Source organism: Sphingomonas adhaesiva (genome assembly GCF_002374855.1).
GTDB classification, from domain to species: Bacteria; Pseudomonadota; Alphaproteobacteria; order Sphingomonadales; family Sphingomonadaceae; genus Sphingomonas; species Sphingomonas adhaesiva.
Window position 1 is genome coordinate 229497 of record NZ_NWVC01000003.1, and the last position, 21272, is coordinate 250768.

The following is a 21272-nucleotide window of genomic DNA, read 5'->3' on the forward strand; positions in this document are numbered from 1 at the left end:
CTGTGTGCGATGCGGGTGGCCTTCGCCGGACCGGGCATCAGCCGCGCGCTCTCCGGCGGTCGGTGCGGCGGGTGCGGGCATCGCGCAGGGTGGCGCCGGGCGGGAGATCGGCGGCCGGCACCTTGGGCACGGCGACGCGCTGCGACAGATAGATGCCGTTGTGGCCGGAGCAGAGGTAGGCGACGACGCACGCGACCGCGATCGGCACCGCATAGGTCGCGCCGAACAGCTCGATCCCCATGAAGGTGCAGGCAAGCGGCGTGTTGGCTGCGCCCGCGAACAGCGCGACGAAGCCGACCGCGGCGAACACCCCCGTCGGCACCCCGAATACGGGCGCGAGCGCGTTGCCGAGGGCGGCGCCGATGAAGAACAGCGGCGTCACCTCGCCGCCCTTGAACCCGGCGCTGAGGGTGACGACGGTGAACAGCAGCTTCAGCGCCCAGCTCCACGGATGCGTGGCGGGGCCGAAGAAGCTGGCGATGGTCAGGCCGCCCGGCGTCGCCGCCAGCGTTCCCAGGCCCAGATAGTCGCGCGTGCCCAGCAGCCAGGCCAGCGCGATCACGGCCAGCCCGCCGATGACGGGGCGCAGCGGACCATAAGGCACCGCGCGCTTCAGCCATCCGCCCAGCGCATGATGGGCCTCCGCAAAGGCCAGCCCGACCAGCCCGAAGGCGATGCCGGCGATGCCCGCCTTGGCGACGAGCAGCGCATCGACCGGCACCAGCGCATCGACCCGATAGACGGCGTGGTGGATGCCCCACGCCAGACAGGTCCAGTCGCCCACCAGCGCAGCGGCCAGGCACGGCATCAGGGCGCGATATTCCACCCGGCCGATCGCCAGTACCTCCAGCGCGAAGACCGCGCCCGCGATCGGCGTGCCGAACACCGCCCCGAACCCTGCGGCGATGCCGGTCATCAGCAGGATGCGCGTCGCCTCCGCCTCCAGCCCGAGCGCGCGTCCGAAGCCGCTGGCAAGGCTGCCGCCCAACTGGACGGCGGTGCCTTCGCGTCCGGCCGATCCGCCGAACAGATGCGTCACCACCGTGCCGAAGAAGATGAGCGGTGCCATGCGCAGCGGCACGCCGCCCCCCGGTTCGTGGATCTGTTCGACGATCAGGTTGTTGCCGCCTTCCACCGATCGTCCGGTCAGATGGTAGAGCAGCCCGACGACGAACCCGCCCACCGGCAGCAGGTAGACAAGCCAGGGGCAGGCGAAGCGAAGCCGCGTCACCGCATCGAGGCTCCACAGGAACGCCGCGCACAGCGTCCCCACGGCGGCAGCCATCGGGATGAGGATCAGCCCCCAGCGCAGCACCGACATGACGTGGCCGTGCCGATCGCGGGCGAACATGGCCGCGTCGAACCGGTCATGGAGATGGCGAAACGTCGCGCGCATGATTCCTCCTTGCTGCCTTGCGGCGCCTGGTAGGAATCATCGGCCCTTGCGAGGGCGGTTCGGCCGGATGGCCCGGCGGAAATCCATCGCCGTGGGCGCTTATATGCTGTCCGGCGCCCGGTCGGTCAACCGGCCGTGTGGTCGCGCAGCAGGGCGCGCTCAATGGGGAACGGCGCCCAGCTCGAACCCGGTCTTGTCGTGCCGTGCGAAGCGATCGACCAGATCGGCACTCGCCGTGTCGTAGCCGATCACGTCCACATCCGACCCGTCGCGGCGCAGCCGGGCCACCACCTTGTCGAGCGCGCCGACGCCGGAGATATCCCAGAAACGGGCCGCCGACACGTCGATGGTGACGGGCCGTCCGCCTTCGGGTGCGAAGGCGCGGGTGAAGCGGTCCACCGAGGCGAAGAAGATCTCGCCGCTCACCCGGTAGGTCACCGGCGCCCCGTGCGTCGCCGCGTCGCGTTCGACCGCGAACAGGCGCCGCACCTTGCCGGTGAAGAAGATGCCGGACAGCAGCACGCCGGCGAGCACGCCGCGTGCCAGATCATGGGTGGCGACGACGACCGCGACCGTGACCAGCATCACCACCGACGAGGTGGGCGGATGGCGGCGCAGGTTGGGGATCGAGTTCCAGCTGAACGTGCCGATCGACACCATCACCATGACGGCGACCAGTGCGGGCATCGGGATGCGGCCGACGACCGGTCCGAGTACCGACAGCAGGAACATCAGGAACGCGCCGGCGACGAAGGTGGAAAGCCGGCTGCGACCGCCCGAGGTGACGTTGATGACCGATTGCCCGATCATCGCGCAGCCCCCCATGCCGCCGACCAGCGCGGCGGCAATGTTCGCGCCGCCCTGGCCGGCACATTCGCGCCGCTTGTCGCTGTCGGTATCGGTCATGTCATCGACGATCTGGGCGGTGAGCAGCGATTCCAGCAGCCCGACCGCCGCCATCGTCAGCGAATACGGCAAGATGATCCGGAACGTCTCCAGCGTCAGCGGCACGTTCGGCAGCGACAGGCTTGGCAATCCCTCCGGCAGCCGGCCCATGTCGCCGACCGTGCGGACCGGCAGGCCCAGCGCGATGCTGACCGCCGCAAGGACGACGATCGCGACCAGCGGCGACGGTACCGCCCTGGTGACCCGCGGCAGCAGGTAGATGATCGCAAGCCCGGCCGCGACCATCGCATAGCTGTGCCACGTCACGCCGGTCAGCTGCGGAAGCTGCGCCATGAAGATCAGGATCGCCAGCGCGTTGACGAAGCCGGTGATGACCGAGCGCGAGACGAACTGCATCAGCAGGTCGAGCCGCAGGAATCCGGCGGCGATCTGGATCACGCCCATCAGGATCGTCGCGGCGAAGAGATATTCGACGCCATGTTCCCGCACGAGCGGCGTCACCACCACCGCCACCGCAGCCGTCGCGGCGGAGATCATGGCGGGACGCCCGCCGAGGATCGCGATCACGATCGCGATGGCGACCGACGCATACAATCCGACGCGCGGATCGACGCCGGAGATGATCGAAAAGCCGATGGCTTCCGGGATGAGCGCCAGCGAGACGACGATGCCGGCGAGGATATCGCGCCGTGCATCGCCCGCGCCGGTGAACCATTCGGTTCGAAAACGGGATGGGATAGGGGTCATTGGCCTGTCGTGGACACAGCACATGCCGACGCCTGAAGCAGGCTCGATCGTTATGAGGGCATGTGGAGTTTCCCCGGCGGATCGGCGGCCGGGATAGCCACCCGGGTTTGCACCGGGTCCTTGCGGTTGCCGCCCTTTAACGGCCGAACGGCATCGAACGCAAGAACGTCGCGCGGCATCGCCGCCGCGCGCCCCGTTACAGCGGCTTGTTACAGCGGCTTGCCGTCGCGGCCGAGCAGTTCGATGCGATAGGAGCAGCCGTACAGCGTCTTGCCCGGATGGCTGGTGGCGTTCGAGATCGAGCGCGCGATGACCGTGTGGGTGCCGAAGCCGTCCTTTTCGGTCGCCGGCTCGGTCGCGTCGACCAGCACGCGCTGTCCCATGAACTTGCGGAAGGGGATGTCGGCGCGGACCTTGTCGCCGGAGCCGGGGCGCGCTTCCTCCGCGGCGGCGACGAGCGCGTCGATCGCGGCATCGGTGTTCAGTTCGTTGGCGATGCCTTCGCCGGCGGCGACCTGCTTCGGATCGGCGAGGTCGAGGATCGCGACCACCCCGGAGGCGCTGAACGCCACCCGGCGCGTCGACCAGTTGCCGGCGACCGTCACCGGGCGGGGCAGTTCGTATTCGGTCAGGAACGGGTTCTTTCCCGCGACCTTCCGCCAGCCGCGACGTTCGGCCAGACCGTCCGACCCGATCGCCATCGCGAAGCCGTTATAGGTCGGCGCCGCGACGCGGCAGTTGATGGCATCGACGACGTCGACGGTCGCCGGGTCGATATCGGCATCCTCGCCGGCCCATGACGGCGTGGCGGCGAACAGCAGGGGCAGCAGGGCCAGCATCCGTCGCATCGTCGTTCCTTCAGGTAGTGAGATCAGCGGTCGGCGGCGCGTTCGCATAGACGGAACGCGCGCGCAACGTTCCGTGGATCAGTGCCGGATGTAGCGGCCGCGCGGCATCGTGGCGGGGATCAGCGCATCGCGGTCCACCGTCAGGCGCATCGTCCGGAACGGCGGGGCGACCAGTTGCCGCGTATCGACAATCAGCGTCTGCACCCCCTCCGCCAGCGGAGCGACCGGCAACGTGACGGGGGCCAGACCCTGCACCGGCACCGCGACGATCAGCCGCTCCACCGCCGACCCCCGCGCGCCGCGGGACGAAGGCCCAGCCGCCGCGATCGGTCATCGCGGTCTCGCGATGGCCGTCGCCGTAGACGAAGGTGACGTCGACGCCCGACAGCCGCAGGTCGCGCGCCGGATCGCCGACCAGTGCCGCGATGCCGCGACGCCACTGCGTGGAGGGCAACGCACCCGTATCGGGGCGGGGCGGCTGGGCGCAGGCGGTGGGCGCGACGGGCGATCCGATCGCGGGCGCGGGCAGGCCGGCGTCGACGTGCGCGCGTTCCATGTCGTCACGTGCGCCGTGCCATGCCGCCATCGCGGCATCGGCGGCGGCGCGCGCGTCGGCGGGGGCGCCGGGTGCGAGCGCGGCGGCCATCGCACGGGTGGCATCGTCGCGTGCGCGTTCGGCGGTGCGGCGCGCTTCGGCGGCCTTGGCGGCGGCGGCGGCGGGGCGCGGGGGCGCCTCGGCGGACAGCGGCGCGGCGGTGGCGGCCACGTCGTCGTTCCACGGGCACCGCTGCGCGACAGCATCCGCCTCGCGCGACCATTCGGCGTCGCGCAGCCGCCGCTCGGCCTGTGCATCCCAGGGCAGGACGCGATCGGCGCGGATCGGCGGCGCGTCGGGCGACGGGGCATCGGCGGTGAGCGTCACCGTCGCCCCGTCACGTGACCAGCGGCCGGTGGCGGATTGATCGACCGCGCCGTAGCTGACGTACCATTCGAACCGCCCGTCGCGCCTCAGCAGCAGTTCGGAGCCGGTCTCCATCACCCCCGACAAATAGTAATGACCCGCCAGTGCCGCGTCGGCGACACCTGTGGGAGGGGCGGCGGCGGTCCGGGCGGTCGCTGGTGCCCCGACCAGCGCGATCGGGAGGATCGCCAGCCCCGCAGTCCGCCACGCCCTCATCCCCGTCCCCGCCCGTCCGTTGCTACGCCGTGGTCCGCCGCATGGCCGCTCCGCGGGGCGGGCGCCAGCCCGATCGCGCTGGGGCTGGTCGGCTGACCGCGCCATAGACGGCCTTGCGCCGCGGCAAAATTTGCTATCTCCACAAAGCCCATCGGAAAGGTAGGTTTTGTTCATCGCCGATCCATCGTGAGGGGGCAGGCATGAACCCGATCCGTTTCCACGACCCGCCGCCGCGACGCTAGGGCGTCCGCGCCCGATCCTCCAGCCGACCCGCCCGCCCAACGACGCCGGTGCCCATGCGCCGGCGGGGGACGGCACGCGCCCGGCGACGATCCGACAGAACAGAAGAAAGCCGATCCATGACAAGGGGATTTCCGGCGCGGACCACGCTTGTCCGCTGCCTGCTGCTCGCCGCCACCTCGGCGGGCGCGATCATCGCCGACGCCGCCGCGGCGCAGGTGCTGCTCGCCAGCAACGACGTCGTCCCGGCGGGCGTGCCGGCCGACACCGGCGCCGCGACGGTGGAGGACGGCGGCGCGGACGTGATCGTCACCGCGCGCCGCCGCGAGGAGCGCGCGCAGGACGTGCCGGTGTCGCTGAGCGTCGTCAGCAACGCGCAGTTGGGCATCCGCGGCGACTATCGCCTGGACCAGGTGCAGCAACTGGTGCCGTCGCTGCAGGTGTTCAGCTTCAACCCGCGCAACACCAACATCAACATCCGCGGGCTGGGATCGAACGTCGCGCTGACCAACGACGGGCTGGAGAACGGCGTCGGCGTCTATATCGACAACGTCTATTACGGGCGCGTCGGGCAGAGCCAGTTCGACCTGGTCGACCTGGACCGGGTGGAGGTGCTGCGCGGGCCGCAGGGGACGCTGTTCGGCAAGAACACCACCGCGGGCGCGATCAACATCTCCAGCCGGCTGCCGCAGTTCGACTGGCACGGCGATGCGCAGGCGGATGCCGGCAATTACGATTACCGGCAGGTGCGCGGATCGCTGACCGGGCCGTTGATCGACGGGCTGGCCGCGTTCCGGCTCAGCGCCGCCTACACCAGCCGCGACGGCTTCCTGTACGACACCACGACACGCGCGCGGGTCCATGATTACGAGAACGTCACCGTGCGCGGGCAGCTGCTGCTGACCCCGGCGACCGGGCTGACGATCCGCGTGATCGGCGACTGGGGACAGCAGGACCAGTCGTGCTGCATCAACCTGCCGGTGGCGACCTTCGCCCGTTACGACAACGGCACCGCGATCGCGAATACGTTCACCCAGCGGGTCGGGCGCTTTGCGGGGTACACGCCGCTGCCGATCGACCCGTTCGCACGGCGCACCGACGCCAATTCGCCGTTCCAGGCGAACATGGACACCTGGGGCGTGTCGGGGCAGGTCGACTACGATCTGGGCGGCGCGGCGATCACGTCGGTCACCGCGGTGCGGCAGTGGAACTGGTTTCCGCGCAACGACAGCGATCTGACCGCGCTGTCGATCAACCTGCAGAATCATATCCTCAATTTCCAGCGCCAGTTCAGCCAGGAACTGCGGCTCGCCTCCACCGGCACGCATACGGTCGACTGGCAGCTGGGCGTCTATTACTTCCGCCAGGTGGTGCGCGGGTACAGCACCAGCGAATATGGCGCCGACGCGCCCGCGGCGCTGTTTCCCGCCGACGACCGCAATGTCGCGACGATCGCCGCCAGCGGGCTGCTGACCGCGGGCTTTTCCGATCCGCATACGAAAAGCGCGGCGGTGTTCGGGCAGGCGACCTGGCACCTGACCCCGGCGCTGAGCCTGACCGGCGGGCTGCGCTACACGCATGAGGACAAATGGGGCAGCTATGCCAGCAAGCGCGTGTTCGCCCAGCCGACCACCGGGCTGACCCAGGCGCAGATCGCGCGGGTGAACGCGATCCGCGCTGCGCTGGCGCCGATCCAGGCCTTCGCGGTCGATACGAAGGATGACAGCCTGTCGGGGCTGGTGACTCTGGGGTGGAAACCGTCGGCCGATGCGCTGCTGTACGCCACCTATTCGCGCGGCGCGAAATCGCCGGGGCTGAACCTGACCAACATCCCCGGCGGCGTCGATCCGGTCGTCCGCCCCGAAACGGTCGACAATTACGAGATCGGGCTGAAATCGCAGCTGTTCGACCGGCGCGTGACGCTGAGCCTGGCCGCGTACCAGACCAACGTGCGCGACTATCAGACGACGATCGTCCAGCAGCTGGTCGGCACCAACAATTACGTCAATTATATCGCGAACATCCCGGCGGTGCGGTCGCGCGGGTTCGAAGCCGATCTGGCGGTGCGCGCGACCGACTGGCTGAACCTGACCGCGTCGGTCGCGCATACCGACGCCACCTATCGCGAGTATCCCAACGGGCCGACCCCGGTCGAGGCGCTGAACCCGACCGCCACCAGTCCCGGCGGCACCCCGGCGCGCGACTTCGCCGGGCAGCCGCTGGCGGGCGTGCCGCGCTGGTCGGCATCGGTCGGCGGCGACGTGACGCAGCGGTTCGCGGGCGACGCGGCGGAGGGTTATGTGCACGCCGACTGGTCGTACCGGTCGTCCTATTACACCGTCGCCAGCAACAGCCGCTACGGGCTGGTCCCCGGATACGGCATCGTCAACGCGCGTGCGGGCGTGCGGCTGGGCCGCGACGGGCGCTACGACCTGTCGGTCTGGGCGCGCAACCTGTTCGACAAGGACTATTTCCAGACGCTGAACGTGCTCAACTACGGGCTGGTCAGCGCGATCCTGGGCGATCCGCGCACCTATGGCGCGACGCTGAAGGCCCGGTTCTGACGGAGGCCGCGATGGCGAGCATTCCCCTGCACGACGCACCCCGCGCGGCGCCGCGCCGCACCCGTTCGCGTGGCGGCGACGAGCCGGCGGGAATCGCGGGCGCGCGATTGCTCGGCTTCGGGTCGCTTGCCATTCCGCTGTCCGGCGCGGGGCTGCCGCTGACGCTGTTCGTGCCGCAGGTTTATGCCAGCCATTTCGGCCTGTCGCTGGCGACGATCGGGTTCATCTTCTTCCTGGGCCGGTTCTGGGACGTGGCGGCCGACCCGATCGTCGGGATGCTGTCGGACCGCACCCGCACGCGCTTCGGACGGCGCCGGCCGTGGATCGCGGCGGGCGGCGCGCTGTTCGGGATCGGTGCGGCGTTGCTGTTCTTCCCGCCCGCGCACATCCCGACGGCGTATCTGGCGGACGCACTGTTCGTCTTCTACGCCGGCTGGACGATGATCGAGATTCCCTTTTCCGCCTGGGCGGGGGAATTGTCGGCGCACTATCACGAACGCACGCGGATCGTGACCTATCAGCAGACGATGCGGGCGCTGGGGCTGTTGCTGGTCCTGATCCTGCCGACGCTGATCGACCAATGGCGCCCCGCCGACGGCGTGCTGAAGCTGCACGCGGCGGGCGTGTTCATCCTGTTGACGCTGCCGCCCGCGCTGCTGCTGAGCCTGGGCGTGATTGGCGAACCGGCGGCCCCGGCGCGGCCGGCGCAGCGTACCGGCGCATGGCGCGCGGCGACGCTGATCTTCCGCGACCGGCTGCTGCTTCGCGTGCTGGCGTCGGACGTGGCGGTGACGGCAGGCCAGTCGATCCGTGCCGGGCTGATCGCGTTCTTCTGCGTCAGCTACATGGGGCTGCCGCAATGGGCGAGCGGGCTGTACCTGCTGCAATTCGTGTTCGGTGTCGCCGCCGGGCCGATCTGGCTGGCGATCGGTCGGCGGCTGGGCAAGCGCGAGACCGCGATCGCCGGCGAGCTGGCGCAGGCCGCGATCAACGTCGCGCTGCTGGCGGTCTTTCCCGACATGCTGTGGCTGCTGATCGCGCTGGCGGTGGCGCAGGGGCTGACGCAAGGGTCGGGCAACCTGATGCTGCGCGCGATGGTGGCCGACGTCGCCGATGCGCACGAACTGCGCACCGGGCACAACCGGACCGGCCTGTTCTTTTCCGTGTTCAGCCTGGCGAGCAAGAGCGGCCCCGCGCTGGGGATCGGCATCGCGCTGCCGGTCCTGGCGTGGCTGGGGTTCCAGCCGCGCGGGGCCAGCGCGCCCGCCGCGCTGGAGGCGCTCAAATACGTCTTCGCGCTCGGCCCCGCCGTCGCGCACATCATCTCGGCCTCGCTGATCTGGCGCTTTCCGATCGACCAGACCCGCCATGCCGCGATCCGCGCCGCGCTGGAGGCGCGCGGCACACCCCGGCCCGGGGCTTTCCCTGCCTGACCCTCATCGAAGGAGTGATCGACATGACCGCATTGCAGCACCAGTTCGACAATGCCGCGGACGCCGAAAGCCCGCTCGACATCGTGCCCGTCGCGGGGCGGATCGGCGCCGAGGTGCGCGGCGTGCGCCTGTCGGGCGACCTGGACGAAGTGACCGTGGAGGCGATCAAGCGCGCGCTGGTCCGCCACAAGGTGATCTTCTTCCGCGGCCAGACGCAGCTGGACGATGCCGCGCACGAGGCGTTCGCCGGCCGGCTGGGCGACCCGCTGGCGCATCCGACCGTGCCGGTGGCCGAGGGATCGCGCTTCCTGCTGGAACTCAACTCGCGCGAGGGGGAGGCGGCGTCGCAATGGCACACTGACATCACCTTCCTGCCGGCCTTTCCGGCGGCGTCGATCCTGCGCGCGCTGGTGATCCCGGCCGCGGGCGGCGATACCTTGTGGGCGAACGGGGTCGCCGCCTACGAAGGGCTGCCGCCCGCGCTCAAGGCGCTGGTGGCGGACCTGCGCGCGGTGCACACCAACGCCTATGACTATGCCGTCGCCCGGCCCGAGGCGTCGGACGAACAGATCCGCCGCCACCGCGAGGTGTTCGCCTCCACCGTCTACGAAACCGAGCATCCGGTCGTGCACGTCCATCCGGTGACGGGCGAGAAGGCGCTGCTGCTGGGCAATTTCGTCAAGAATTTCGTCGGGCTGAACCGCGAGGATTCGAGCCGGCTGTTCCAGACGCTGCAGGAGCATATCACCAAGCCGGAGAATACGGTGCGCTGGCGCTGGCAGCCGGGCGATGTCGCCATCTGGGACAATCGCGCGACGCAGCACCGCGCGATCGCCGATTTCGGCAAGCAGAAGCGCCACCTGCGCCGCGCGACGATCGCCGGATCGGTGCCGGTCGCGATCGACGGCACGCACAGCCGCGCGCTGAAGCCCGAAGCGGCCGCGGCCTGATCCATCCCTTCCCGGGCCGGTGCGTGTCGCGCCGGCCTGTCCATCTTCACCGGAGCCGTTCGATGCGCTTCCTTCTTCCCGCCGCGCTGCTGGCGGGCACGATGCTCGCCCCGGTGGCGCTCAATGCGGCGCGCGCGCCGACGCCTGCCGCCGCGCCCGCACCCGCCGCGCCGGCGCCGCGGGCCGCCCCGCCGAACATCCTGGTGATCGTCGCCGACGACCTGGGCTATTCCGATCTGGGCGCGTTCGGCGGCGAGATCCGCACCCCCAACCTGGACGCGCTGGCGCTGCGCGGGCTGCGGCTGACCGGGTTCCATTCGGCGCCCACCTGTTCGCCGACCCGCTCGATGCTGCTGTCGGGGACCGACAACCATCTGGCCGGGCTGGGCAACATGGCGGAGATGTGGGCGCCCAACCAGCGCGGGCAGCGCGGCTACGAAGGCTATCTGCCCGGCGATATCGTGACGCTGGCCGACCGGCTGCGCGACCTTGGCTATGCCACGATGATGTCGGGCAAATGGCATCTGGGCGTGCGCGAGGAGGACAGCCCCGCGCGCCACGGCTTCGACCAGAGCTTCGACCTGGCGCAGGGCGGCGGCAGTCATTTCGGGACCGACCTGTCGAAGGCGCCGGGCGACGGGGGCACGACCTATTGGGAGAACGGGCGGCGGCTGGCGGCGCTGCCCGCGGATTTCTACTCGTCGGACGCCTATGCCGGCAAGCTGATCGAGCAATTGGGCCGTGCCGATGCGGGCAAGCCGTTCTTCGCCTATCTCACCTTCACCGCGCCGCACTGGCCGTTGCAGGCGCCGGCCGAGGATATCGCGCGCTATCGCGGGGCATATGACGACGGGTTCGAGGCGCTGCGCCAGCGCCGGCTGGCGCGGCTCAAGGCGCTGGGCCTCGTCCCGGCGAACGTCGCGGCGCATGACGTCGAACTGCCCGCGGGCGAACGCTGGGCCGAACTGTCGCCGGCGAAGCGACGCGAACAGGCGCGGCTGATGGAGGTCTATGCCGCGATGGTCGACCGCATGGACCGGAATGTCGGCCGCGTGATCGATTACCTGAAGCGCACCGGCCGCTACGACAACACCATCATCCTGTTCACCGCCGACAATGGCGCCGAGGGGGCGGACCTGGCGAAGATCGAGATCCCCGCGTTCCAGGCGCGCGTGAAGGCGGCGGACAATCGCATCGACAATATCGGCACCGCGACCTCCTATGCCTGGTACGGGCCGGGCTGGGCGCAGGCAGCGACCGCGCCGTCGTGGCTGTACAAGGGTTACACGACCGAGGGCGGGACGCGCGTTGCCGCGTTCATCGACTGGCCGGGCGCGCGGCGGCACGGGATCAGCCACGCCTTCGGCACGGTGATGGACGTCGTGCCGACGCTGGTGGAGGCGGCGGGCGGCGACTGGCGCGGTGCCACCTACGCCGGGCGGACGGTGCAGCCGGTGCGCGGCGTCAGCTGGCGCGCGTATCTGACGGGCGGGGCGGCGCGCGTCCATGCGCCGGACGAGGCGATCGGCAGCGAATTGTTCGGCCGCCGCGCGCTGCGCCAGGGCGACTGGAAGGCGGTGAACCTGGGCGACCGCTGGCGGCTGTTCAACCTGGCCGAGGACCCGGGCGAGACGCACGACCTGGCGGCGCGCGAACCGGCGCGGCTGGCTGCGCTGGTCGCCGCCTGGGATCGCTACGGCAAGGAAACCGGGGTCATCATGCCCTCGACCCCGAGCCGCTATCCGTGAGGTGACGAGGCGCCGGCCCGCGCCGCGATCGCGGGCCGGTCGGGCGGTTCAGAACAGCAGCGTCAGGCCGTAGAACAGCGCGCCGATCGTCGCGGAGGCGGGAATGGTAATGATCCACGCCATCACGACGTTCTGCGCCACGCCCCAGCGTACCGCCGACGCGCGCCGCGCGGTGCCCGCGCCGATGATCGCACCGGTGATCGTGTGGGTGGTCGACACCGGAATGCCCAGCGCGGAGGCGGTGAACAGCACGATCGACCCGGCCAGCGAGGCGCTGAACCCCTGGTGCTGCGACAGCTTGGTGATGCGGCTGCCCATCGTCTCGATGATCTTCCACCCCCCGGTCATCGTGCCCGCCGCGATCGCGACATAGCAGCTGATCGCCACCCAGTGCGGCACCTCGAACGGGCCGGTCAGATAGCCGGTGGAATAGAGTAGCACGGTGATGATCCCCATCGTCTTCTGCGCATCGTTCAGCCCGTGGCTGAGCGAATAGGCGGCGGACGACAGGAGGTGCAGCGCGCGGAAATTGCGCTCCGCCCGGTTCGCGGTGGCGCGGCGCAACGCCCAGCTGGACAGCAGCATCACCAGCATCGCCAGGATCATCCCCAGCGTCGGCGACAGCACGATCGCCAACAGCGTCTTGTTGAGGCCGCCCCATTTCACCGCGCCGATGCCGGCATGGGTGACGCCCGCGCCGATCAGCCCGCCGACCAGCGCGTGGCTGCTGGACGACGGAATGCCGCGCAGCCAGGTGATGACGTTCCACGACATCGCCCCGCCCAGCGCGCCGAAGATCACCGCCGGGGTCACCACGTCCTTGTCGATCAGCCCCTTGCCGATCGTTTCCGCCACCGCATGCAGGCTGGGGATGGCGATCGTCAGGAAATAGGCGGCGAAGTTGAACGCGGCGGCGAACAGCACCGCCTGCACCGGCGACAGCAGGCGCGTGGCGACGACCGTGGCGATCGAATTGGCCGCATCGTGCAGGCCGTTGAGGAAATCGAACGCGAGCGCGACCGCGATCAGGCCGACCAGCAGCGGAAAGGCCAGTTCGTGCATGGCTGTATCGTCCCGGACCGGTCAGGCGTGGTCGATGACGATGCCGTCGATCTCGTCGGCGACATCCTCGAACGCGTCGATGATGCGCTCCAGATGCTTGTAGATCTCGCGCTCGGTGACGAAGCGCAGCGTGTCGGCGGTGCCGTGGTCGCGCAGCGCGCGCTTCAGCCCGGCGGCATGGACCTCGTCGGCATGGCCCTCGATACGGATCAGCCGCTCGGTCAGTTCGTGCAGCCGTTCGCCGTTGCGGGTGACGTCGCGCAGCAGCGGCATCGCCTCCGCCGCCAGCCGCGCGGCATCGACGGCCAGCGCAGCCATGTCGCGCATTTCCGGCGCGAAGTCGTTCAGGCCGTACAGGTCGACCGCGGCGGCGGCGGCCTGCATCTCGTCGACCGTATCGTCCAGCGCGCCGATCAGCGCGGTGATCGCGCCGCGATCGAACGGGGTCAGGAACGTCTTGCGGACGGTGACCAGCACCTCGCGCGTGATGTCGTCGGCGTCATGCTCGCGTTCGCTGATCTCGCGGATATGCTCCGCGGCGGCCGGGCCGCCCGCGAACAGCCGCGCGGTCGCTTCCGCGCCGGCCTGTACCGCGGCGGCATGCGCCTCGAACAGTTCGAAGAAATTGCCCGTCCTGGGAAGCAGGCGCTGAAACCAACCGAACATCGAACCCCATCCAGAGTCTTTGGCGACCATGCCCGCCTGACGCCCGCGCCGAATCGCCGCCCGGAAATCGGCCGGCGCGAAGGAGCGGATCAGGTCGCGCAGGTCGGGCTCGTCCACCACATCGGCGGCGCGGGCAAGCGGAAACCAGCGGCGTTCGCGCTCGCCCTGCTCTTTCCAGCTGTCCAGCTCCTCGCTGACGGCCAGCGGAAACACCTCCACATCGGCCATCAGCGATGCGCCGCTGCCGCGCCGCTTGCGATAGCGATAGCTGCCCAGCGGCACCGGCGACAGCGCGCCGACCACGCCCGCTTCCTCGCGCGCTTCCATCGCGGCGGCGTCATGCGGCGACAGGCGCGGGTCGATATTGCCCTTGGGGATCACCCACCGCCCCGTCCCGCGCGAGGTGACGAGCAGCACCTGCACGTCGCGCGTGTCCTGGGTGTCGAGGCGATAGGGAAGCGCGGCGATCTGGCGAATGGAAAAGCTCCGGCGCGGGAATGGCGTAAACGGCCATCATAGCCGCATCGGTGCGGGAAAACAGGGGGCGTCAGTCCGCCGGCCAGGCATAGGAGAAGCGCAGCGCCAGCACGATTGCGTCCTTCACCGACCGGTCGGCGCCGGGGTGCAGGATATATTGCACGTCGGGCTGTATCGACAGGCCCGCCAGCAGCTCGTCCGAATAGGTCAGCTCGAACAGCGTCTCCGCCCCGGTCAACGGCGGCGAGCCGGCGGGTGCGCCGTCGCGATAGGGGCGCGACAGCACGCCGCTGCCCGCGCCCAGCGACAGCATGCTGGCCGGGCGCGCGGCGAACAGCCGGTCGATCAGCACGCCCGCCTGCCAGCCGCCCGAAAACGGCGTGGTGCGCCCGTCGGACACGCCGGCGCGCGCGAACACCGCGGTATGCGCCACGTCGCCCTCGGCGCCCGCCAGGTCGAACGAGGCGAGCACATAGGCGTCCTGCGCGTCGAACCGCTCCTCCACCGGGGTGACGCCCGGCGGGATCACGCCCGGTTGCCGCTTGGTATAGCGCCAGCCGCCGATCCCCAGCCGCAGCGGCGCGGTGATCCCCGCCTCCGCAATCACCAGCACGCCATTGCGCGCGCTGGTGTCGATGCCGCCGTCGTCGCCCAGCGTGCCGGCGGTGGCGTTGATGACGGCCGCCTGCGCATAGCCGCGCCCGCGCTCCACACGCAGCCGCGCGGCGAGCGCGGTGGACGGGAAGATCGACGGCCCGTTCGGCCCGGTCGACGACAGTTCCGATCCGATCCCGAAGATCGGGTTGACCAGCAGCCCGGCCGGATCGCTGACGTAGAATTCGCTGTTAAGGTCGTACAGCCCCGCGCGCAGCGTCACGCCGCCGCCCAGCGCCTGTTCCACCCACGCCTCGTACAGTTTCAGCCGCTGGCTGGTGACCTCGATATTGTCGATGCCCTGCAACGTGCCGGCAAGGTCGTTGGGATTGCCGCCGAAATTGTTGAGCACGTCGGCGTGGAAGGACGCGCCGCGCCACCCGATCGCACGCGCCAGATCGACGTCGGCGGTGATGTCGAGATTGTCGAGCGCCCGCGCCCCGCGTGCCGCGCCGCCATCCACCACGCCGATCACTTCGGCGCTATAGCTGGCCGACAGCTTCACGATTGGTTCCGCCGCGGGCGCATCCTGCGCAGTTGCCGGGGCGGCGGCGAACATCGCGGTCGTCGCTGCGGCCGCGATCAATGGGCGCATTATGTTGTAGGTGTTGCGCATCCGTACCTCCGGCGATCCGATTAGCCGCACGGCGATGCAGGAATGTTTGTAGAATACGGTAAAGACGACTTTTATGTTCCGGATTGATCGTCTGGTAACAGGTGATCACAACCATTCCGGCAGGATTAAGATAAATTTTGCGATCTCTAACTATGCTTGCGGCCTCATTCGTCATGGGGAGCAGACATGACCCGATCGATTAACCGGATGACGTGGATCGCGATCGCGGCGCTGGCCGTCCTTGTGCTGGCCGCCGGCGCGACCAGCGTATGGACCAGCCGGATCCAGGCGGGCGCGGTCGCGCGGCTGAACGATTCCGGTGATCTGGTACGCAATCACATGACGGCCGACATGATGCACGACGCGATCCGCGGCGACGTGCTGACCGTGCTGGCGGCGCGGAACAATCCGGGGCTGGACTCCGCCGACGCCGCGCGATCGCTGACCAAGGACATCGCCGCGCTGCGCGAGGCGCTGGCGGTCGATCGCGCCTATGTCGCCGCGCCGGACGTCGCGCAGGCGGCCACGCGCATCACCGCCGACGCCGATCGCTATGCCGCCGCGGCGCAAGCGATCGTGAAGGCCGCGCAGGTCGATCCGGCGAGGGCGGGCGCGCAACTGCCGGCGTTCCTGAAGAGCTTCGACACCCTGGAAAAGAGCATGTCGGAGGTGTCGGACACGATCGACCGGCACGCCGACGCCGTCGCGGCCGGGGCAAGTGCGACCGCGTCGCTGGCCAACATCCTGATCGTCGGCGCCGCCGCGATCACCGTGCTGGTCGTGCTGCTGGTGGGCTATGCCGCGCGCCGGTTCGTCGTGGCGCCGCTGATCGCCTTGGTCGGCGTGGTGCGGCGGATGAGCGAGGGCGACCTGTCGGTGGAGGTGCCCGCCGCATCGCGTCGCGACGAGCTGGGGCAGCTGGCCGGCGCGACGCTGGCGTTCCGCGATCAGCTGGCCGGGGCCGAGCGCGCCAAGCAGGAACAGACCGACCTGATCGTCGGCAGCGTCGGCGACGCGCTGTCGCGGCTGGCGGACGGCGACCTGATGGTGCGCGTGAATGCCGAGCTGACCGGGCCGTTCGCCAAGCTGAAGAGCGATTTCAACAATGCCGCGCAGGCGCTGCAGTCGACGATGAGGCGCGTGTCCGATTCGACCAGCGGCATCAACAACGGCGCCGCCGACATCCGCCAGGCGTCGGACGACCTGTCCCAGCGCACCGAGCAGCAGGCCGCCAGCCTGGAGCAGACCGCCGCCGCGATGGAACAGATCACCAGCGGCGTGCGCGAATCGGCTGCCCGCGCGGCGCGCGCCAATGCCGCCGTCGAACAGGCGCGCGACGAGGCGCAGCGTTCCGGCGAGGTGATGCAGGCCGCGGTCGAGGCGATGGGCGCGATCGAGCGCACGTCCGGCGAGATTTCGGACATCATCAGCGTGATCGACGGCATCGCGTTCCAGACCAACCTGCTGGCGCTCAACGCCGGGGTCGAGGCGGCGCGCGCCGGCGATGCCGGCAAGGGCTTCGCCGTCGTCGCCAGCGAGGTGCGCGCGCTGGCGCAGCGGTCCGCCGACGCGGCCAAGGACGTGAAGGCGCGCATCACCGCCTCCGCCGACCAGGTCGGCAACGGCGTCGGGCTGGTCGGCGAGACGGGCGAGGCGCTGACCCGGATCATCGAGCGCATCACCGAGATCAACGGGCTGGTGCGCGAGATCGCGGCGTCGGCCGAACAGCAATCGACCAGCCTGGTTCAGGTCAGCACCGCGGTGTCGGAAATGGACGGCGTGACGCAGCAGAATGCCGCGATGGTCGAACAGGCGACCGCCGCGGCGCGCAGCCTGGCGGAGGAAGCGGACATGCTCGCCTCGCAAGTGGCGCGCTTCCGCACCGGCGGCGGTGCCGTCACGCCGCTCGCGACCGCGCGTGCCGAGCCGGCGCCGGCGCCCGCGGCCACCGCCCGGCTCGCGCCGCAGCGGATCGTGCGACAGGCCGGCAACGCCGCGCTGGCGGTGGAGGACGACTGGTCGTCCTTCTGACGGGCAGGGGGTAGACGGGCAGGGAGGCGCGATCCGGCTCGACTATCCCGCGGCCATCGGGCATCAGCGCGGGCGATGCCCCCCGCGCTTGCCCATATCGACACCTGGATCTTCGATCTCGACAACACGCTCTATCCGGCGAGCGCGAACCTCTTCGCGCTGATCGACGCGCGGATGACCGCGTTCATCGCCGATTTCCTGTCGGTCGACCCGGTCGAGGCGCGACGCATCCAGAAGGACTATTTCCTGGGCCACGGCACCACGCTGGCCGGGCTGATGGCCGAGCATGATATCGATCCGGCCGCCTTCCTGACGTTCGTCCACGATATCGAGATGGACGTGCTGGAGGAGAACGCCCCGCTCGCCGCCGCGCTGGCGCAGCTGCCCGGGCGCAAGCTGGTCTTCACCAACGGCGACCGCCCCTATGCGCTGAAGGTGCTGGAGCGGCTGGGCCTGGGGCAGAGTTTCGAGGCGGTGCACGACATCCATGCGATGGACCTGGTGCCCAAGCCGGCGCCCGGCGCCTATGCCGGGCTGTGCGCGGCGTTCGGCATCGACCCCACCCGCGCGCTGTTCGTCGAGGACATGGCCCGCAACCTGGCCCCCGCCAAGGCGATCGGCATGACGACCGTATGGGTGGACAACGGGTCCGAGCAGCACCACGACGCCGACCGATCCTATGTCGACCTGCGCGTGACCGACGTCACCGCCTGGGTCCAGTCACTGTTGGAGGACCAATGACCGCCGAGCTTTCCGCGACGATCGATGCCGCCTGGGACAATCGCGCCGATCTGGGGCTGACCACCGGGGGCGAGGTGCGCGTGGCGGTCGACCGCGCGCTGGCGATGCTGGACGCGGGCACCGCGCGCGTCGCCGAGCCCGACGGCAACGGCGGCTGGCGCGTCAACCAGTGGCTGAAGAAGGCGGTTCTGCTGTCGTTCCGCCTCAACGACAATGCGTTGATCGACAATGGTCCCGGTGCGGGCCACTGGTTCGACAAGGTACCGTCGAAATTCTCCGGCTGGAGCGAGGCGGAATTCCGCGCCGCGGGTTTCCGCGCGGTGCCCGGCAGTATCGTGCGCCGCGGCGCGCATGTCGCCAAGGGCGCGGTGCTGATGCCCAGCTTCGTCAACATCGGCGCCTATGTCGGCGAAGGCACGATGGTCGATACCTGGGCCACCGTCGGCAGCTGCGCGCAGATCGGGAAGAACGTCCACATCTCCGGCGGCGCCGGGATCGGCGGCGTGCTGGAGCCGTTGCAGGCCGATCCGGTCATCATCGGCGACGGCGCGTTCATCGGCGCGCGCAGCGAAGTGGCCGAGGGTGTGCGCGTGGGCGAGGGCGCGGTGCTGTCGATGGGCGTGTACCTGGGCGCGTCGACCAAGATCATCGACCGCGCCACCGGCGAGGTGTATCGCGGCGAAGTACCGCCCTATGCGGTGGTCGTGCCCGGGTCGACCGGCGGCAATTTGGGCCTGTATTGCGCGGTGATCGTCAAGCGCGTCGACGCGCAGACCCGCAGCAAGACCAGCATCAACGAACTGCTGCGCGACTGATCCCGCAACGGGGCGGTGCGCGCGTATAACATGTAAAACAAAATCACCGCGCTGCCTCGACACCGTCATGTGCCGCGCCTATCCACGGGCGCAGCAACCGCCCGTGGATGAAGAGGAAAAGCGATGCCGACCGCCAGCAAGGTTCTCGACCGTGTGCTCGTGCTGGAAATGGTGCGCGTGACCGAGGCGGCGGCGATCGCCGCCTCGACGCTGACCGGGCGCGGCGACGAAAAGGCCGCCGACGCCGCCGCGGTGGAGGCGATGCGCGCCGCGCTCAACGAACTGCCGATGGAGGGCACCGTCGTCATCGGCGAGGGCGAGCGCGACGAGGCGCCGATGCTGTACATCGGCGAGAAGGTGGGCACCGGCAACGGGCCGAAGATCGACATCGCGCTCGATCCGCTGGAAGGCACCACGATCTGCGCCAAGTCGGGGCCGAACAGCCTGGCGGTGCTGGCGATCGCGGAGGCGGGCGGGCTGCTCAACGCGCCCGACGTCTATATGGACAAGCTGGCGGTCGGCCCCGGCCTGCCCGCCGGGGTCATCGACCTCGACCGCACGCCGACCCAGAATGTCGAGGCGATCGCGGCGGCCAAGGGGGTGAAGCCGAGCGAGATCATCGCCTGCGTCCTCGACCGCCCGCGGCACGAGGCGTTGATCGCCGAGCTGCGCGCGATCGGTTGCGGCGTGGTGCTGATCGGCGACGGCGACGTCGCTGGCGTGATCGCCACGTCCGATCCCGACACCACGATCGACGTCTACATGGGATCGGGCGGCGCGCCGGAAGGCGTGCTGGCCTGTGCGGCGCTGCGCTGCGTCGGCGGGCAGTTCAAGGGCCGGCTGCTGTTCCGCAACGACGACGAACGCGCCCGCGCGCGCAAATGGGGGATCGAGGATCTCGACCGCCAGTACGACCTGAAGGAACTGGCGAAGGGCGACTGCATCTTTGCCGCCACCGGCGTGACCGACGGCTCGCTGCTCGCCGGGGTCAAGCGCAAGGGCAAGGTGATGACGACCGAAAGCGTCGTGATGCGCGCCTCGTCCGGCACGGTGCGCTGGGTGAAGGGCGAACACCGCCTCGACCAGTAACGGCCCCGTGTGATCGCCCTCGTCGCGCTGACGGCGGCGCTCGGCGCGCTCTGGGCCTATCTGCGCGGCGGCGTGCTGCCTGTCGGCTGGACGCCGGTACGCCGCGGCCCGGCGCGCCGCCTGTGGCGGCAGTGCGTGTGGCTGGGCGGGACGACGCTGGCGGTGCTGGCGCTGACCGGACGGCTGAACGCGCTGGTCGCGCTGCCGCCCGAGTTTTTCCCCGCGCGCGCCGCCGCGATCCGCTGGGCGGGGGGCACGATCGTCGTCGATGCCGGGGCGCTGTGGGTGGTCGGCGGGATCATGCTGGGCGGCGCGATGCTGGCGCTGGCCGAACGCTGGCGCGGGCGCCCGCTGGGGCTGGGCGATGTCGAGGGGTTGATGCCGCGCACCTCCGCGGGCCTGTTGTGGAGCGTGCCGCTGTCGATCGGCGCGGGGGTGAACGAGGAAGCGTTCTTCCGCCTGTTGCTGCCGATCGCCATCGCGTGGGTGACTGGATCGGCGCTGGCGGGGTTCGCGGTGGCGACCGCGCTGTTCGGCATCGCGCACCGTTACCAGGGCTGGCGCGGGGTGGCGGCGACCGCGGTGTCGGGCGCGCTGCTGGCGTTCGTCTACCTGCTGACCGGGCAGCTATGGACCGCGATCGCGCTGCACATCGCGATCGACCTCAACGCGCTGATGCTGCGGCCGGTGCTGTCGGGGCGGGTGCGTTGGTGAGGGGCGCGATGCCGAGCCGAAGCGGGGCGCGGCGCCGTCACAGCTGAACGCCCAGGCGCGGCGCCAGCCACGTCATGGCCGCATAAAGCGCGATGGTCAGGCAGCATCCTGCCAGCAGCGCGGGCCAGAACCCCAACCCGTGCCGAAGCAGCGACGGGATGAGAAGAAACATAGGCAACGAGGGCAGGACGTACCAGAAGGTCGCCTGCGCATGCGCGGCCATGTTGGTGGCATCCGGCTTTTCGCCCCACAGCCAGATCATGCCGAGCACCGACACCAGCGGCAGCGATGCGATGAGTGCGCCGAAGCCCGGATAACGTCTGGCCAGCGTCGATGCGATCGCGATCAGAACCCCGGAAATGGCGGCTTTCAGGGTGAGATACAGCATCTTCCCGTCG

The 21272-nt window shown here is 70.0% G+C and carries 17 protein-coding genes, 1 riboswitch and 1 other annotated feature; of the genes, 9 read left to right on the forward strand and 8 right to left on the reverse strand.

Annotated elements, in window-relative coordinates; all coding sequences use genetic code 11:
* Window positions 1-37: 37 nt before the first annotated feature.
* The 4 genes from COA07_RS08540 to COA07_RS08555 all read right to left on the reverse strand — a co-directional run bounded on the left by COA07_RS08540 (window position 38) and on the right by COA07_RS08555 (window position 5074).
* A complete protein-coding gene (locus tag COA07_RS08540) occupies window positions 38-1396 on the reverse strand; it encodes a voltage-gated chloride channel family protein (protein WP_066709859.1) in 1359 nt (452 codons plus the stop codon).
* 23 nt (window positions 1397-1419) lie between these two features.
* Window positions 1420-1496: riboswitch (Fluoride riboswitch) on the reverse strand.
* A gap of 59 nt (window positions 1497-1555) precedes the next feature.
* The gene (locus tag COA07_RS08545; protein WP_066709861.1) at window positions 1556-3049 is read right to left on the reverse strand and encodes a SulP family inorganic anion transporter; all 1494 of its coding nucleotides are present in this window, start codon (window positions 3047-3049) and stop codon (window positions 1556-1558) included.
* Window positions 3050-3116: 67 nt separating this feature from the next.
* Window positions 3117-3172, reverse strand: a sequence feature (sul1 is cis-regulatory element that is thought to sense ions involved in sulfur or methionine metabolism; They are found in Alphaproteobacteria).
* An 86-nt stretch (window positions 3173-3258) separates the two neighbouring features.
* A complete protein-coding gene (locus tag COA07_RS08550) occupies window positions 3259-3897 on the reverse strand; it encodes a hypothetical protein (protein ID WP_141396496.1) in 639 nt (212 codons plus the stop codon).
* A 10-nt stretch (window positions 3898-3907) separates the two neighbouring features.
* Complete coding sequence (locus COA07_RS08555) at window positions 3908-5074, reverse strand: hypothetical protein (protein WP_141396497.1); 1167 nt, start codon at window positions 5072-5074, stop codon at window positions 3908-3910.
* Between the two features lie 359 nt (window positions 5075-5433).
* Between COA07_RS08555 and COA07_RS08560 the strand changes: the two genes are divergently transcribed.
* The 4 genes from COA07_RS08560 (at window position 5434) to COA07_RS08575 (ending at window position 12009) form a co-directional block, all read left to right on the forward strand.
* A complete protein-coding gene (locus COA07_RS08560) occupies window positions 5434-7878 on the forward strand; it encodes a TonB-dependent receptor (protein ID WP_066710389.1) in 2445 nt (814 codons plus the stop codon).
* 11 nt (window positions 7879-7889) lie between these two features.
* Window positions 7890-9311, forward strand: a complete 1422-nt coding sequence (locus tag COA07_RS08565; RefSeq protein WP_066710391.1) for an MFS transporter — start codon at window positions 7890-7892, stop codon at window positions 9309-9311.
* Between the two features lie 23 nt (window positions 9312-9334).
* Window positions 9335-10261, forward strand: a complete 927-nt coding sequence (locus COA07_RS08570) for a TauD/TfdA dioxygenase family protein (RefSeq protein ID WP_066710406.1) — start codon at window positions 9335-9337, stop codon at window positions 10259-10261.
* Window positions 10262-10323: 62 nt separating this feature from the next.
* Window positions 10324-12009, forward strand: a complete 1686-nt coding sequence (locus COA07_RS08575) for an arylsulfatase (protein WP_066710394.1) — start codon at window positions 10324-10326, stop codon at window positions 12007-12009.
* Between the two features lie 48 nt (window positions 12010-12057).
* Here the strand turns inward: COA07_RS08575 and COA07_RS08580 are convergent, their stop codons facing one another.
* The 3 genes from COA07_RS08580 to COA07_RS08590 all read right to left on the reverse strand — a co-directional run bounded on the left by COA07_RS08580 (window position 12058) and on the right by COA07_RS08590 (window position 15463).
* A complete protein-coding gene (locus COA07_RS08580) occupies window positions 12058-13071 on the reverse strand; it encodes an inorganic phosphate transporter (RefSeq protein WP_066710397.1) in 1014 nt (337 codons plus the stop codon).
* 21 nt (window positions 13072-13092) lie between these two features.
* Window positions 13093-14214 carry a DUF47 family protein gene (locus COA07_RS08585; RefSeq protein WP_245842099.1) on the reverse strand — a complete coding sequence of 374 codons (1122 nt, stop codon included), beginning with the start codon at window positions 14212-14214 and terminating at the stop codon, window positions 13093-13095.
* 70 nt (window positions 14215-14284) lie between these two features.
* Window positions 14285-15463 (reverse strand): carbohydrate porin, encoded by a 1179-nt coding sequence (locus COA07_RS08590; protein ID WP_174525817.1) that lies wholly within the window; start codon window positions 15461-15463, stop codon window positions 14285-14287.
* 207 nt (window positions 15464-15670) lie between these two features.
* On the opposite strand from COA07_RS08590, the gene COA07_RS08595 reads away from it, so the two are divergent.
* The 5 genes from COA07_RS08595 to COA07_RS08615 all read left to right on the forward strand — a co-directional run bounded on the left by COA07_RS08595 (window position 15671) and on the right by COA07_RS08615 (window position 20874).
* A complete protein-coding gene (locus COA07_RS08595; protein ID WP_096640805.1) occupies window positions 15671-17515 on the forward strand; it encodes a methyl-accepting chemotaxis protein in 1845 nt (614 codons plus the stop codon).
* 75 nt (window positions 17516-17590) lie between these two features.
* On the forward strand, window positions 17591-18256 hold the full coding sequence (locus COA07_RS08600) for a pyrimidine 5'-nucleotidase (RefSeq protein ID WP_066711984.1): 666 nt from the start codon (window positions 17591-17593) through the stop codon (window positions 18254-18256).
* The gene (gene dapD, locus COA07_RS08605; RefSeq protein ID WP_066711982.1) at window positions 18253-19071 is read left to right on the forward strand and encodes a 2,3,4,5-tetrahydropyridine-2,6-dicarboxylate N-succinyltransferase; all 819 of its coding nucleotides are present in this window, start codon (window positions 18253-18255) and stop codon (window positions 19069-19071) included. The genes COA07_RS08600 and dapD overlap by 4 nt, the downstream gene beginning before the upstream one ends.
* A gap of 123 nt (window positions 19072-19194) precedes the next feature.
* Window positions 19195-20160, forward strand: a complete 966-nt coding sequence (gene glpX, locus COA07_RS08610) for a class II fructose-bisphosphatase (protein WP_066711980.1) — start codon at window positions 19195-19197, stop codon at window positions 20158-20160.
* A gap of 9 nt (window positions 20161-20169) precedes the next feature.
* Window positions 20170-20874, forward strand: coding sequence for a CPBP family intramembrane glutamic endopeptidase (locus COA07_RS08615; protein WP_066711978.1), 705 nt, complete (start codon window positions 20170-20172; stop codon window positions 20872-20874).
* 37 nt (window positions 20875-20911) lie between these two features.
* On the opposite strand, the gene COA07_RS08620 is transcribed toward COA07_RS08615, so the two are convergent.
* The gene (locus tag COA07_RS08620) at window positions 20912-21262 is read right to left on the reverse strand and encodes a DUF3147 family protein (protein ID WP_066711977.1); all 351 of its coding nucleotides are present in this window, start codon (window positions 21260-21262) and stop codon (window positions 20912-20914) included.
* Window positions 21263-21272 lie beyond the last annotated feature (10 nt).

Bases quoted from the DNA above. Each gene is read 5' to 3' on its own strand.
- COA07_RS08550 (WP_141396496.1), bottom strand. From the start codon at position 3,897: ATGCGACGGATGCTGGCCCTGCTGCCCCTGCTGTTCGCCGCCACGCCG.
- COA07_RS08620 (WP_066711977.1), bottom strand. From the start codon at position 21,262: ATGCTGTATCTCACCCTGAAAGCCGCCATTTCCGGGGTTCTGATCGCG.
- COA07_RS08540 (WP_066709859.1), bottom strand. From the start codon at position 1,396: ATGCGCGCGACGTTTCGCCATCTCCATGACCGGTTCGACGCGGCCATG.
- COA07_RS08565 (WP_066710391.1), top strand. From the start codon at position 7,890: ATGGCGAGCATTCCCCTGCACGACGCACCCCGCGCGGCGCCGCGCCGC.
- COA07_RS08545 (WP_066709861.1), bottom strand. From the start codon at position 3,049: ATGACCCCTATCCCATCCCGTTTTCGAACCGAATGGTTCACCGGCGCG.
- COA07_RS08600 (WP_066711984.1), top strand. From the start codon at position 17,591: ATGCCCCCCGCGCTTGCCCATATCGACACCTGGATCTTCGATCTCGAC.
- COA07_RS08570 (WP_066710406.1), top strand. From the start codon at position 9,335: ATGACCGCATTGCAGCACCAGTTCGACAATGCCGCGGACGCCGAAAGC.
- COA07_RS08575 (WP_066710394.1), top strand. From the start codon at position 10,324: ATGCGCTTCCTTCTTCCCGCCGCGCTGCTGGCGGGCACGATGCTCGCC.
- dapD (WP_066711982.1), top strand. From the start codon at position 18,253: ATGACCGCCGAGCTTTCCGCGACGATCGATGCCGCCTGGGACAATCGC.
- COA07_RS08580 (WP_066710397.1), bottom strand. From the start codon at position 13,071: ATGCACGAACTGGCCTTTCCGCTGCTGGTCGGCCTGATCGCGGTCGCG.
- glpX (WP_066711980.1), top strand. From the start codon at position 19,195: ATGCCGACCGCCAGCAAGGTTCTCGACCGTGTGCTCGTGCTGGAAATG.
- COA07_RS08560 (WP_066710389.1), top strand. From the start codon at position 5,434: ATGACAAGGGGATTTCCGGCGCGGACCACGCTTGTCCGCTGCCTGCTG.
- COA07_RS08590 (WP_174525817.1), bottom strand. From the start codon at position 15,463: ATGCGCCCATTGATCGCGGCCGCAGCGACGACCGCGATGTTCGCCGCC.
- COA07_RS08595 (WP_096640805.1), top strand. From the start codon at position 15,671: ATGACCCGATCGATTAACCGGATGACGTGGATCGCGATCGCGGCGCTG.
- COA07_RS08555 (WP_141396497.1), bottom strand. From the start codon at position 5,074: ATGAGGGCGTGGCGGACTGCGGGGCTGGCGATCCTCCCGATCGCGCTG.